Source organism: Rhizobium sp. WSM4643 (assembly GCF_025152745.1).
In the GTDB taxonomy this organism is placed as follows: Bacteria; Pseudomonadota; Alphaproteobacteria; order Rhizobiales; family Rhizobiaceae; genus Rhizobium; species Rhizobium leguminosarum_I.
On sequence record NZ_CP104040.1, the window covers coordinates 2967329 to 2980949 of the forward strand.

At 61.9% G+C, this 13621-nt stretch carries 10 protein-coding genes; 4 read left to right on the top strand and 6 right to left on the bottom strand.

What is annotated here, in order from left to right; genetic code table 11:
* Nucleotides 1-66: 66 nt before the first annotated feature.
* Complete coding sequence (gene recQ / locus N1937_RS14995) at nucleotides 67-1935, bottom strand: DNA helicase RecQ (RefSeq protein WP_162116567.1); 1869 nt, start codon at nucleotides 1933-1935, stop codon at nucleotides 67-69.
* Complete coding sequence (gene dnaG, locus N1937_RS15000) at nucleotides 1935-3944, bottom strand: DNA primase (protein WP_162116566.1); 2010 nt, start codon at nucleotides 3942-3944, stop codon at nucleotides 1935-1937. The genes recQ and dnaG overlap by 1 nt, the downstream gene beginning before the upstream one ends.
* 672 nt (nucleotides 3945-4616) lie before the next feature.
* On the opposite strand from dnaG, the gene N1937_RS15005 reads away from it, so the two are divergent.
* Nucleotides 4617-5507: a hypothetical protein gene (locus tag N1937_RS15005; protein ID WP_162116565.1), complete on the top strand. Its 891-nt coding sequence runs from the start codon at nucleotides 4617-4619 to the stop codon at nucleotides 5505-5507.
* Between the two features lie 3 nt (nucleotides 5508-5510).
* Here the strand turns inward: N1937_RS15005 and N1937_RS15010 are convergent, their stop codons facing one another.
* Nucleotides 5511-5966 carry a GatB/YqeY domain-containing protein gene (locus tag N1937_RS15010; RefSeq protein WP_065280775.1) on the bottom strand — a complete coding sequence of 152 codons (456 nt, stop codon included), beginning with the start codon at nucleotides 5964-5966 and terminating at the stop codon, nucleotides 5511-5513.
* A 270-nt stretch (nucleotides 5967-6236) separates the two neighbouring features.
* Here N1937_RS15010 and carA point away from each other — a divergent pair, with 270 nt between their 5' ends.
* Together carA and N1937_RS15020 are read left to right on the top strand one after the other, a co-directional pair.
* Complete coding sequence (carA, locus tag N1937_RS15015) at nucleotides 6237-7442, top strand: glutamine-hydrolyzing carbamoyl-phosphate synthase small subunit (RefSeq protein WP_032985309.1); 1206 nt, start codon at nucleotides 6237-6239, stop codon at nucleotides 7440-7442.
* A 228-nt stretch (nucleotides 7443-7670) separates the two neighbouring features.
* A complete protein-coding gene (locus N1937_RS15020) occupies nucleotides 7671-7991 on the top strand; it encodes an antibiotic biosynthesis monooxygenase family protein (protein ID WP_260056468.1) in 321 nt (106 codons plus the stop codon).
* Nucleotides 7992-8008: 17 nt separating this feature from the next.
* On the opposite strand, the gene N1937_RS15025 is transcribed toward N1937_RS15020, so the two are convergent.
* The gene (locus N1937_RS15025) at nucleotides 8009-9412 is read right to left on the bottom strand and encodes an MATE family efflux transporter (protein ID WP_260056469.1); all 1404 of its coding nucleotides are present in this window, start codon (nucleotides 9410-9412) and stop codon (nucleotides 8009-8011) included.
* A gap of 142 nt (nucleotides 9413-9554) precedes the next feature.
* Complete coding sequence (locus N1937_RS15030; RefSeq protein ID WP_260056470.1) at nucleotides 9555-10799, bottom strand: TCR/Tet family MFS transporter; 1245 nt, start codon at nucleotides 10797-10799, stop codon at nucleotides 9555-9557.
* A gap of 397 nt (nucleotides 10800-11196) precedes the next feature.
* Between N1937_RS15030 and N1937_RS15035 the strand changes: the two genes are divergently transcribed.
* A complete protein-coding gene (locus N1937_RS15035; protein ID WP_260056471.1) occupies nucleotides 11197-12192 on the top strand; it encodes an aldo/keto reductase in 996 nt (331 codons plus the stop codon).
* 56 nt (nucleotides 12193-12248) lie between these two features.
* Here the strand turns inward: N1937_RS15035 and ypfJ are convergent, their stop codons facing one another.
* Nucleotides 12249-13169 (bottom strand): KPN_02809 family neutral zinc metallopeptidase, encoded by a 921-nt coding sequence (gene ypfJ / locus N1937_RS15040; protein ID WP_017965273.1) that lies wholly within the window; start codon nucleotides 13167-13169, stop codon nucleotides 12249-12251.
* Nucleotides 13170-13621 lie beyond the last annotated feature (452 nt).

A 13621-nucleotide genomic window follows, 5' to 3' on the forward strand; every position in this document is an offset into this window, starting at 1 on the left:
CACTCCTCCCTTAAGAGCAGGAATACCATGCCCCCTCGTCCGATCTCAAGGATCAGACGGGTCCGCTCAGCCGTTGTCCTGCGCCAGGATGATCTCGAGGAAGGCATCGCCGTAACGTTCGAGCTTCGCCTGCCCGACGCCTGATATGGCGAGCAACTCCTTGCGGCTGCGAGGTCGCTCCGTGGCGAAGGCGATCAGCGTCGTATCGGGGAAGACGACATAGGGCGGCACGCCGAGCGATTTGGCGATCGCCATGCGCTCGGCCCTGAGCGCCTCGAAAAGACCGCCGTCTGCGCCTGACAGTCCCGATTTGCGTTCGCTGCGCTCTGCCTTCTTCGTGCGCCGTTCCGAGGCCGGGCGGTCCTTGCGGAAGAACACCTGCCGCTCGTGCTTGAAGACGGCGCGCGCCTCCGGCTCCAGCTTCAGCGCCCCGAAAGCCTCGTGGTCGACGCGGATCAGCCCCATGGCGAGCAACTGGCGGAAGACCGACTGCCAGGCGCGCGCCGGAATATCCTTGCCGGCGCCGAAGACCGGCATCTCGGCATGGCCGAAACGTTCGGTCTTTTCGTTGACGTTGCCGAGCAGGACATCGACGACATGGCCAGCGCCGAAACGCTCGCCGGTGCGGTAGACGGCCGCCAGCGCCTTGATCGCCGCCTCCGTGCCCTCCCAGGTCTCGACCGGCTTCAGGCAGGTGTCGCAATTGCCGCATTGTCCGGCATGCGCTTCGCCGAAATGGGCAAGAATTGCCTGACGGCGGCAGGAGGCGGTCTCGCAGATCGCCAGCAATGCGTTGAGCTTGGCGCGTTCGACCCGCTTGATCTCCGCGGCGGCGCTGCCCTCGTCGATCATCCGGCCGCGCTGGATGACGTCGGCCATGCCATAGGCCATCCAGACTTCGGACGGCAGGCCGTCGCGGCCGGCGCGGCCTGTCTCCTGATAATAGGCTTCGACCGAACCCGGCAGGTCGAGATGGGCGACATAACGCACGTTCGGTTTGTCGATGCCCATGCCGAAGGCGACGGTGGCGACCAGGCAAAGATTCTCTTCCTTCAAGAAGGCATCCTGATTGGCGTCACGAACCGCCCTGTCCATGCCGGCATGATAGGCACGGGCGCGAATGCCCTGGCCGTTCAGCCATTCCGCCGTATCCTCGACCTTGGCGCGCGACAGGCAATAGACGATGCCGCTGTCGCCCTTGTGGCCGGACAGGAACCTCAGCAGTTGCTGGCGCGGCTGGTCGCGCTCGACGATCTCGTAGGCAATGTTCGGTCGGTCGAAGCTGGTGGTGAAGATTTCGGCAGCATCGAGCCCCAGCCGCTCGATGATGTCGTCGCGCGTATGCGGATCGGCCGTCGCCGTCAGCGCCACTCTGGGAACACCGGGATATTGCTCGCCAAGCCGGCCGAGAGCGCGATATTCCGGCCGGAAATCATGACCCCATTGCGAGACGCAATGGGCCTCGTCGATGGCAAACAGCGCGATCTTCTCGTTGGCGATCAGCTCGCGGAAACCATCGGTCAGAATGCGCTCGGGCGTCACATAGAGAAGGTCGAGCTGGCCTGCCGAAAGCGCGCGGCGAACCTCGACGAACTCCTCGCGCGACAGCGACGAATTGAGCGCGGCCGCCCGGATGCCGAGCTGCTTCATCGCCTCCACCTGATCGCGCATCAGCGCAATTAGCGGCGAAACGACGATACCGACGCCGTCGCGGCAGAGCGCCGGGATCTGGAAGCACAGCGATTTGCCGGCACCCGTGGGAAAGAGCACGACCGCATCGCCGCCGGAAACCACATGCTCGACGACTTGCTGCTGCTTGCCGCGGAAGGAGGAATAGCCGTAGACCTGCTTGAGGATATCGAGCGGCGAGCGGCCGGAAGAAAACAGCGCGCCGGAAGCGGAAAAGCCCGGTTCGTTTCGTTCGGTCAGCGACATCAGTGGTTCGCCGCCCCTTTGACGCGGCCGGAAAGCACGCCGAAGCCATCGATGATGGCCTCCTGGTTCTCTAGGCGCACCCCTTCGAAATGCACTTCCTGCTGCGCGCGCATCAGCTGAACGATCGCCTCGCCGTCGCCGGCTTCGGTCGCCAGCGCGATTTCGCGCTCGAGCTCGATCTTCTGCCGGCGCAACGCCTTCGCCCGCTTGTGGGAGGCCAGCGCCTGGCGGTATCCCTCACGCGCATCCTCCATCGCCGCCTCCTCGGTCGCGATCCACAGCCGGGCATTGCGCACCTGCTGGTCGAGGCTCTTGATGAGCGGGCCGAAGCCTTCGAATTCCAGCCTTTCGGTCAGATATTCGCGTGTCAGATGCGGGCCGGCGACGGCCGCGGCCGCTCCCAGCATCGCCGACCAGAGCCGCTGCAACTCGCGGCTGTCATATTCGATCGCGGCGATCTCGTCATAATCGTCGATCATCAGCGAGGGATGATTGACGACGGTCAGCGCCAGCACGCTTTCCCGCAGTGCCGTATTGTTCTGGTGGCCACGCACCGGGCCTGAACGGGCGAGCCTTTCGGAAATGACGCTTGGACTTTTCGGCCCGGCCTTGCCGGCATTGTCGCGGCCCGTCCGGTAATTGCCGTTGCCGTTGAAGCCGGCGCGGCGATCGCCATTGTTGCGGTTCTGGAACTGCGGCTGGAAGAAGGCGTTCAGCCGGTCGCGAATATCCTGCTGGTAGTGGCGGCGCACATTCTCGTCGGCGATGACCGCGACCAATTGCTTCAGCCGCGCCTCGAGCTCGGCGCGCGCCTCGGGCGTGTCGAACTTGCCGGTATTGACCTCCCGCCTCCAAAGCATCTCGGAGAGCGGCTTTGCCTGGCTCATCACCTTGTCGAAAGGCGCGCGCCCATCATCGCGCACCAGATCGTCGGGATCCTTGCCGTCGGGCAGAAGCGCAAAGCGAACGGAACGGCCGGGCTTCAGATGCGGCAATGCCAGTTCGGCGGCGCGGTTGGCAGCGCGGATGCCGGCGCCGTCGCCGTCGAAGCAGAGCACCGGCTGCGGCACCATCTTCCAGAGCAGCTCGAGCTGGTTTTCGGTGAGCGCCGTGCCGAGCGGCGCGACAGCATTCTCTATGCCCGCCTGATAGAGCGCGATCACATCCATATAGCCTTCGACGGCGATGATCGTGCCGGTCGCATCGTCGTCCTGACCGTCGCCGCGGCCCGGTCCCTGGATCGCGCGCCGCGCGCGGGCGAAATTGTAAAGGACATTGCCCTTGTGGAAGAGCTCCGTCTCGTTGGAGTTCAGATATTTCGCCGGCGCATCGGCCGACATGGCGCGGCCGCCGAAAGCGATCACCTTTTCCCGCGACGAAAGGATCGGGAACATGATGCGGTCGCGGAAACGATCGTAGGAAACCGGCACGTTTTCATGGACGACCAGGCCGCAGGCCTCGATCTGCTCCTTGGAGACACCCTTGCCGGCGAGGAATTCCTTGAGCGCATTGCGACTGTCGGGCGCAAAGCCGAGACGGAAGGTCTCGATGGTGCGCCCCGTCAATCCGCGGTCGCGCAGATAGGCGCGCGCCCTCGCCCCGTTCGCCGTCTGCAGCTGATCCTGGAAAAATTGTGTCGCCATTTCCATGACGTCGATCAGCGAGCCGCGCTCCTTTTCGCGCTTCTCCATCACAGGGTCGGCAAGCGGCATCGGCACGCCGGCCATATCGGCGATCTGCTGCACCGCCTCGGGGAAGCTCAGGCCCTCCAGCTCGGTCAGGAAGCGGAAATGGTCTCCGGTGACGCCGCAGCCGAAGCAGTGGTAGCGACCCTTTCGGTCCTCGCAATGGAAGCTCGGCGATTTCTCGCCATGGAACGGGCAGCAGGCCCAGTAATCGCCGCGCGACACGTTGGTCTTGCGCTTGTCCCAGCTGACGCGGCGCGCAATCACGTTCGAAATCGGAACGCGATCGCGGATATCATCGAGAAAGGTGTTGGAAAAGCGCATTTATACCTCTTGGCCAACCTCCATATAAGCTGCTTTTCCGCTCCATGCCACGAAACTTGTCATGAAAACCCGCTATTCACAGGCTATGTGGCGGTCATCGGCGGTTCCGATTATCCAATCAACAACACGTTATCGCCCCCTGCGACAGGGTGCGACATTATTGTCCCTTCAGAGCCAGAATTCCGCCGTCAGAAAAGCTTCGGCAAGAGCGGCGGCATCCAACAGAGGTGAGAAAAAATATTTTTGAAACAATGGATTACCCCTTCAGATGATTGCGCTTCATCATCCTGCTCGCCACTTCCCGACAGTCCGCTTCGACGCCTCTTAAACCACCGTTTCCGGCAATTATTATTTTTTTGTAATTTGAATAAGCCGCTGCACCGCAATAGGTTCGATCTCAACAAAGCGATCCCCGAGCGAAGCACCATCCCTACCCCCGGCGCCGCTTCGCAAGGGTGTCTTTGCAAATACCCTCCGGCTTGGGCTTCGGCCCTGCGTGCCGGGGTGGACGCAAAGAGCAAGAAGGCAGGAGCGCCCCCAGCTCCTGCCTTCTTAAATTTTATGCTCTCTTGCGACGACTCTCCTTTTGAAATTAACCTCTTATTGACAAAACCGTTGACAGGCGGCGCTCGCATGAAAGATGGATGCGCCGAACTCCCTGGACCTCTCCAAATGGCTTTTACCGCGGACAATCTTGCAGCAGACGACCGCTTTCTCGCGGCCATCCTTCATTGCGCCGATCAGATGCTCGCCATCTATCGCGAGAGCCCGCGCATCGCCTCGATCTTCGCCGCGCAGCAGCGCTGGCTGATGGCCCATGCCGGCTTCGCGCTTCATTACGGTTATTCCGACGACGGGAAGAGCGGCGGCCTCTATTCCGGCCGCTTCATCGATTTTGCAGTCAGGAACGACATTGCCAGCCGCAACACGGCCGCGGCCTTCATGCAGGAAATGCTGGCCTATCGCTTCCTGCGACCGGTTCCCGGTCCCGATAAGCGCACACGTTACCTGGAGCCCACCGAAATTGCCGAGCAGCATTTCGCCCGATGGCTCGTCGCCCATATGATGATCCTCGACGGTCTCGACGGTGGTGAGCGCGCCAATAAGATCACCGCCGATCCCTCGGCGATGATGGCAGCGATCCAGCCGCTGATCGCAAGGGCGATCATCGGGAGTGAGGCGGTCCGCAATCCGGGCGCCACCTTCAACCTCTTCAACTGGGCGAATTCCGGCGGGCTGGTGATGGACTACCTGATCTCGCGCCTTCCCGAATTTCCAAGAACGGCCGATCGCGTCGTGCTCGGCCCTCTGTCGCTCAGGGAAATCCGCGAACAGTTCATGATCTCCAATACCCACCTGAAGCGCCTTCTGATGCAGGCAGCGACCATGGAGAGCATTGGCTGGACCGAACCCTCCCGCAAGGGCGACTTCTGGCTGTCGGCCCATTTCATCCGCGAATATTGGAATTATCAGGCGGCGAAATTCGCCATCATCGATGCCGCCGCCGAAGCGGTGCTCGGGCCTGCGGTCCGTGACGAACCGCAGGCAAGACGCGCCATCTGAGGCTTATCCGTTCAACAGTTCCTTGACCGTCGCCGACGCCTTGGCGAAATCCATCTGGCCGGCATAACGCTCCTTCAGCGCCGCCATCACCTTGCCCATGTCCTTGGCGCCCGCGGCACCCGTTTCAGTGATGATCGCCGAGACGTTGGCGCGCACTTCACTGTCCGAAAGTTGCTTCGGCATGAAATCCTGGATGACGGTGATTTCCGCGCGCTCCTTGGCGGCAAGCTCCGGCCGGGAATTCTCCTCGTAGATCTTGGCCGATTCGTCGCGCTGCTTCACCATCTTGGCGAGAATCTGCAGGATCTCGTCGTCGCTCGCCTGCTCCTTGCCGATGCCGCGATTGGCGATATCCCGGTCCTTGACCGCGGCCTGAATCAGCCGGACGGTGGAAAGCCGCTCCGCATTCTTGGCCTTCATCGCCTCTTTCAGCTGGGTGGCGAGTTGATCGCGCAGCATGGTCTTCACTCCTGTTTTGATGCCGCTTCATAAACCAGGCTGATGCGGGGGATCAAATAAATTGCGCGGTCGGCGCGATAAAGCGCAGGAAAACGGCGGCAATCTCGGCTACAAAGATTGACGCTAAGCGATTGCGTGGCTATTTACCGCCACCTGCACCAAAATTCGTGATCAGGCCTCAAGCGCGCGGCATTGCCGCGTCCACACGCCTGCGAGATCAAAAGGCGGCGAGCCGCGGCAACGCGCCCGCCTGCCGGAAACGGGATGAAGATGACCGCGACAGCACCCTGGACAATCGAAAAGCCGACCGCCCTGCTCGTTCTTGCCGACGGCACGGTCATCGAAGGCAAGGGCATCGGCGCCACCGGCAAGGTGCCGGCCGAAGTGGTCTTCAACACCGCGCTGACAGGCTACGAGGAGATCCTGACGGACCCTTCCTATCTCGGCCAGATCGTCACCTTCACCTTCCCGCATATCGGCAATATCGGCACCAATGATGAGGACATCGAGGATCTGACCCCTGCCGCCCGCCATGGCGCCGTCGGCGTCATCTTCAAGGCCGACATCACGGACCCCTCGAACTACCGCGCCGCCAAGCACCTCGACCAATGGCTGAAGGCCCGCGGCGTCATCGGTCTCTGCGGCATCGACACGCGCGCGCTGACCGCCTGGATCCGCGAGAACGGCGCTCCGAACGCGGTGATCGCCCACGACCCGAACGGCGTCTTCGACATCGAGACGCTGAAGGCCGAAGCCAAAGCCTGGAGCGGCCTCGAAGGTCTCGACCTTGCCAAGATCGCCTCGTCCGGCCAGTCCTCGCAATGGGTCGAAACGCCGTGGGTGTGGAATGAAGGTTACGGTGAACTCAAGGCGACGGACGCGAAATACCACGTCGTCTGCCTGGATTACGGCGTCAAGCGCAACATCCTACGCCTGTTTGCCGGCCTCGGCTGCAAAGTGACGGTCGTGCCGGCCGCAACGAGCGCCGAAGATGTGCTCGCCATGCAGCCGGACGGCATCTTCCTGTCGAACGGCCCGGGCGATCCGGCGGCAACCGGTGAATATGCCGTGCCTGTGATCAAGACGCTTGTTAAGACCGATATTCCGGTCTTCGGCATCTGCCTCGGCCACCAGATGCTGGGCCTCGCACTCGGCGCGAAAACCGAGAAGATGCATCAGGGCCATCATGGTGCCAACCACCCCGTCAAGGACCATACCACAGGCAAGGTCGAGATCGTCTCGATGAACCACGGCTTCGCGGTCGACTCGAAGTCGCTGCCGGATGGCGTTGAAGAGACTCATATTTCGCTTTTCGATGGCACCAATTGCGGCCTGCGCGTCCTCGGCAAGCAGGTCTTCTCCGTCCAGCATCATCCGGAAGCCTCTCCCGGCCCGCAGGACAGCCACTATCTCTTCCGCCGCTTCATCAACATGGTGCGCGAGAAGAAGGGCGAACCGGCGCTCGCCGAGCGCTGATTTCAAATAATGCCCATTTCCGAGGAAGGCCCGCTTGCAGCGCCGCGCGTCTTTTCAGATGCGCAAAGGACGCTGTAACACTTTGAATTTCTGCATAATTCATTAAATCAATTCCGATTTGAGGAATTATGCAGCAGCCGGGCCTTTTTCTTTACCCGCCTCTTGACCTCAGCTTAAATTGAGGAATTACAGATCTGCCTGCAGACATCTGATGCAGGAGAAAACTGGATGAGCGGAGCTTTCTTTCGAGTAGACAAGTTCATCGTGCCGGCGGCGGCACGCGAGGAATTTCTCGTCAGAGTGATGATGACCCACAAGGTGCTGGAGGCGCAGGACGGCTTCATCGATCACAGGGTGCTGGAGCAGGTCGCCGGTCCGGGCGAATTCAATTTCGTCACGATTGCCGAATGGGAAAATACAGAGGTCGTCGAACGCGCGCGGGCCGCCGTCGCTGCGGCCCACAAGGCCGCCAATTTCGATCCGCAGGAAATGTTTGCGCGTCTCGGCATTCGCGCCGATATCGCCGGCTACAAGCCTGTCGCGGCCTGACCGCAGAGGCGGCCGGCTCAGGCGTGGGCCAGTTCCGCCTCCCGGCGGAGAAGAAGGTAGAAGCGCGCGCAGAGCATGACGGCGGCGGCCGCCAGTCCGACGAGGAAGCCGAACCAGATGCCGATGCCACCGAAACCCAGCGGGAAGGCAAAGGCCCAGGCGAGGAAGAAGCCGATCGGCCAGTAGGCGATCAACGCCATGATCATCGGCACGCGGGCGTCCTTGAGGCCGCGCAGCAATCCATTGGCAATCACCTGCAACCCGTCGACGAGCTGGAAAAGTCCGGCAACGACGATCAGCGGCCCGGCATAGGCAAGCACCCTAGGCGCCTCGGGCGAGTTGACGTCGAGGAACCAGCTGCCGAGGAATTGTGGCATGGTAGCAAAGAGCACGCTGCCGACCGCTGAAATGGCGCAGGCGAGGATGAGCACCGTGATCGAGCCGCGCACCAGCCCCAGATAATCGCCCTGCCCGTGTGCGACACCGACGCGCACCGTTGCCGCCTGGCTGAGGCCGAGCGGGATCATGAAGGCGATCGAGGCCCATTGCAGGGCAATGCCATGAGCCGCAAGCTCGATGGTGCCGATATAGCCCATCAACAGCGAAGCCACCGTGAACAGGCTGACTTCGGCGAGGATGGTAACACTGATCGGGAAACCAAGCCGGATGACCTCCAGCAGCGCATGCCAGTCGGGCTTCCGGAACCGCACGAAGATCTCGTAGCGTCGCGTCTCTTCCCGCCGCTGCACGAAAGCCAGGATGAACAGGAAGCCGGCCGTCTGCACGGCGACCGAAACGATTGCAGCACCTTCGAGCCCCATCGCCGGAAAGCCGAAATGGCCGAGCACGAGCATATAGGCGAAGATCGCGTTCATCACCAGCGTGGCGATGGTGACGTTGAGGATGATGCCCGCCTTGCCGATGGCGCTCACCAGGGCGCGCATGACATTGAAAAGCAGTGCCGGCAACACGCCGAACTGGCCGATCATGATGTAGCCGTGAGCGAGCTTGGCCACCTCGGGCTTCTGCTGTGCCAAGAGAAGGATCTGCTCCGAGTTGAAGAAGGCCGGCTGCATGATGACCCAGTATGCGATCACCACCCACAGACCCATGCGCAGCGACCGGCGCACCGAGACGAGGTCGCCGCGGCCATAGGCCTGTGCCACCATCGGAATGACGGCGATGGCAAAGCCCGAGCCGAAGATCAGGATCGTGAACAGGAACTGTGCCGCAAGCACCATTGCCGCCAGATGCTCGGCGCCGAGGCGGCCGACGATCATCACGTCGGTGGTGTTGATGCCGAGCTGGGCAAGCTGCGCGCCGATCAGCGGAACGCCGAGCGCCAGCGTGGCGCGGAAATGTGCGCCCCAACGATTATCGGTTGTCGGCGCAAGCCTGCGCGCGTCGATCGGCGTGTCCATGACACCAGTCCTGTGATTGAAATATGTGTCGCCGCAACTTGCGGCGAAATACCATCCGGGCTTAGATCAAAGCCCTGCAAAGAACTACCCCAAATGAGGCAGATGATGAAAAATTCATCATCGCATCACCATTTCTGATCGGTCAGCCCGTGGCTTCCAGCGCCTCGGCCGGCTCCCTCACCCGAACCCTTGTGAGGAATACCCCGGCGGCCAGAAGGATGAGCACGGCGGCCGTGAGATACGGCGCGCCGGCAAAAGTGACAGGCGCCTCGGGCCGCGTGAAGTAGGAAAACATCAGCGTGAAGATCAGTGGCCCGACAATGGTGGTGATGCTGCTGAGACTGGTCAGCGCGCCCTGCAGCTCGCCCTGCGCCGACGGCGGCACCATGCCGGCGGCGATGCTGCGCAGCGGCGGGTCGGCGACGTTTTCGATGACGGTCGCGACGATGACAACGTAAACCACCCAGCCCTCCCAGGCGAAGGCATAGCCGGTCAATCCTGCAGCTGAAAAGCAGAGGCCGAGAAGAGCGGTCTTCCACTCGCCGAGCACCGGCACGATCCGCGGCAGAACCAGCCCCATGACGGTCGCGGCGCCGATGCCGTAAATGCCGAGCGACAGGCCGATCTGTCCCTCGCTCCAACCGTAGCGATAGGTTGAGACGAACGACCAGACCGAGGGATAGACGGCATGCGCCAGGAAGAATAGGAACATGACGAGGCTGACCCAGCCGATGCCGGGATAATGGCGCATCTGGCGCAACGCGCCGAGCGGATTGGCGCGTTTCCATTCGAACCGGCGGCGGTTCTTCGCCTCCAGCGTTTCGGGCAAAAGGAAGCAGGCGGCGATGAAATTGACAAGCGACAGCGCAGCCGCGCCGAGGAATGGCACACGGGGGCCGAATTCGCCGAGGACACCGCCAACGACGGGGCCGATGGTGAAGCCGACGCCGAAGGCGATGCCGATCAGCCCGAAATTCTTCGCCCGGTTCTCCTCCGTGCTGATGTCGGCGATATAGGCCGAGCAGGTGGCGAAGCTGCCGCCGCTGATGCCGGCAAGCACGCGGCCGACGAACAGCATCCAGAAACTGGTGGCGATGCCGCAGATGAAATTGTCGATCGCGAAGGTCAGCACCGAAAGCAAAAGGATCGGCCGGCGGCCGAAACGGTCGGACAGGTTTCCGAGCAGCGGCGCGAACAGGAATTGCATGCCGGCATAGACGAGCATCAGCCACCCGCCGTCGATCGCCGCATCGCTGACGCTGCCGCCGGTCAGTTGCTCCAGATAGGCGGGCAGCACCGGCATGATGATGGCGATGCCGATAATGTCGAGGAAAAGGATGATGAAGACCAGGAAAAGGCCGCGGCGAACAAATTTCGGGTCAAGCATGAGGCATCTCTACAGCGGTTGGTCCTGAAAAGACGATCTCGTCGCCGAGAAAGTGACATAGCTCAGAAAAGAAACCGAAACAATCCGTGAACATTTCAAAGCTTTTGATAATGCTGTACGGGAATTTATGAGAGATCTCAACCGGAGGGCGCGCGCTGCCGTTCCAGCTTCAGAAAATCGAGAGCCGCCCAGCGGATCGTCGGGCAACGCGTTCTCTTGCAATCGCCGCGACGGCATCCAGATCACAAGAGAGACCGGTCATTGTGCATTCCCCCGCACAGCCTGTTTGATACTCTCCGATTATCGCCCGAATGCGAAAGCGGTAGAACGGCAGCATCGATGACGACGCCCGGCGCGGATATGCGATCGCGCCGCGGCGCAGAAGATGGAGAAGACAATGCAGACCTATCGTTTGGGAAAGACCGGACCCGATGTCTCGGCCATCGGTCTCGGCTGCATGGGCATGTCGGGCATGTACGGCCCGTCCGATCGCGCAGAAAGCATCGCGACGATCCATGCCGCCCTCGATGCCGGCATCAACCTGCTCGACACCGGCGATTTCTACGGCATGGGCCATAACGAAATGCTAATCGGCGAGGCATTGAAGGGCCGCAGGCGCGAAAACGCCGTCATCAGCGTCAAGTTCGGCGGCTTGCGCGATCCCGTCGGCGGCTGGAACGGCATTGACGCCCGCCCGGTCGCGGTGAAAAACTTCCTCAGCTATACGCTGCAGCGCCTCGGCGTCGACTATATCGACATCTATCGTCCTGCCCGCCTCGATCCGAACGTGCCGATCGAAGACACGGTCGGTGCCATCGCCGACATGGTCAAGGCGGGTTATGTCAGGCATATCGGCTTGTCGGAAGTCGGCGCCGATACCATCCGTCGCGCCGCCGCTGTCGCCCCGATCGTCGACCTGCAGATCGAGTATTCGCTGATCTCGCGCGGCATTGAGGAGAAGATCCTGCCGACGACACGCGAACTCGGCATCTCGATCACCGCTTACGGCGTGCTCTCGCGCGGCCTGATCAGCGGCCACTGGCAAAAGGGCCACGGTGGGACGGCCGGCGATTTCCGCGCCTACAGCCCGCGCTTCCAGGAAGGGAATATCGAGCAGAACCTCGCTCTGGTGGAGAAGCTGCGTGAGATTGCCGAGGCAAAGAGCGTCTCTGTCGCCCAGATCGCCATCGCCTGGGTTGCCGCCAAGGGCAAGGATATCGTCCCGATCATCGGCGCTCGCCGCCGCGATCGATTGACGGAGGCGCTCGGCTCACGCGCCGTCGATCTTTCACCGCAAGATTTCGCCATCATCGAACGCGCCGTGCCGAAAGATGCGGCCGCGGGTGGGCGTTATCCCGAACACATGCTGCAGCATATGGACAGCGAGATATAAGGACGGATCGGGAGGGCCGCGATGAGTGTTGTGCCATGCGCCCTTCCTCTCCACTCCTAAATCGGCCCGGAGAACGTATCGCAGGCCGACAACTGGCCGCTGTCGAAGCCACGCTTGAACCATCTGACGCGCTGCTCCGAGGTGCCGTGGTTGAAGCTTTCCGGGACGACGTAACCCTGTGACCGCTTCTGCAGCGTATCGTCGCCGATCTGCTGGGCGGCGTTCAGCGCCTCCTCCAAGTCGCCGGACTCCAGCAGGCCCTTCTGCTGGGTATATTTGCCCCAGATGCCGGCGAAGCAGTCGGCCTGCAGCTCGACGCGCACGGACATCTTGTTGGCCTCGGCCTCGCTCATGCGCTGGCGGGCCTGGTTGAACTTCGGCAGGATGCCGAGCAAGTTCTGCACGTGATGGCCGACCTCGTGGGCAACGACATAGGCCTCGGCAAAATCGCCCGACGCGCCGAACCGGTCGGAAAGCTCCCGGAAGAACTCGGTGTCGAGATAGACCTTGTGGTCGCTCGGGCAGTAGAACGGACCTGTTGCCGCCGATGCCGAGCCGCAGGCCGAAGCCGTCGAGCCCGAGAACAGCACGAGGCGTGGCTCCTCGTAATTCTGGCCCTGCGCCTGGAAAATGCCCTGCCAGGTATCTTCGGTCTCGGCAAGAACGGTGCGCATGAAGGCGGTCATCTCGTCATTGGCAGGCGTGCGCGTGCCGCCGGACTGGCTCTGCTCGTAGCCGGGACCGCTCGTCGTGCCGCCGGTATCGAGCACCTGCATCAGGTCGATACCCATCGCCTTGAAGATAAAATAGATGACGACGAGGAAGATGATCGTGCCGATGCTGAGGCCACCGCCGGCCCGGCGAACGCCGCCGCCGGAGGGGAAATTAAAGCCGCCGCCGCGGCCGAAACCGCCGCCGGTCGGATCGCCACGGCGATCCTCGATATTGTCGGACTGACGCCGGCCTCTCCATTCCATCTTCGCTCTCCCCGGCAATGCCCCTGCTTGCACTCAAGCAATCTATATATCCGTCGGCGGCCGGAATTCCAGCGACTTCATTCGCACCGAAAACAAACGTCTCGGCGGCCTCACTTGTTCGTTGAGCGTGGTTGCGGTGGTCCTTTCTGTCCGGCGCCTTTGTGGGCGATGCCTGGCCACTTTCCCTCCTCTTGGCGCGCCAACTCCTTATCCACTGTCTCCCGCGAGCCTTCTGCCGGTTCTTTGTCTTTAGGATCTACCATCACAGTCTCCAGTTTTTTCTCAGCCGCGAACTTTTACGGGCATGATATTGTTCCCGTAAATCAGCGGGCAGACCCGCATGATTGAACATTTCACCCACGGACGCACCACTGGATCTCTTCCTGTGACAGGATCATGGTTGAGCCGCCGAATCCAGACGGATCGGACTTGAGGAAGCGCCCGACGCCCTC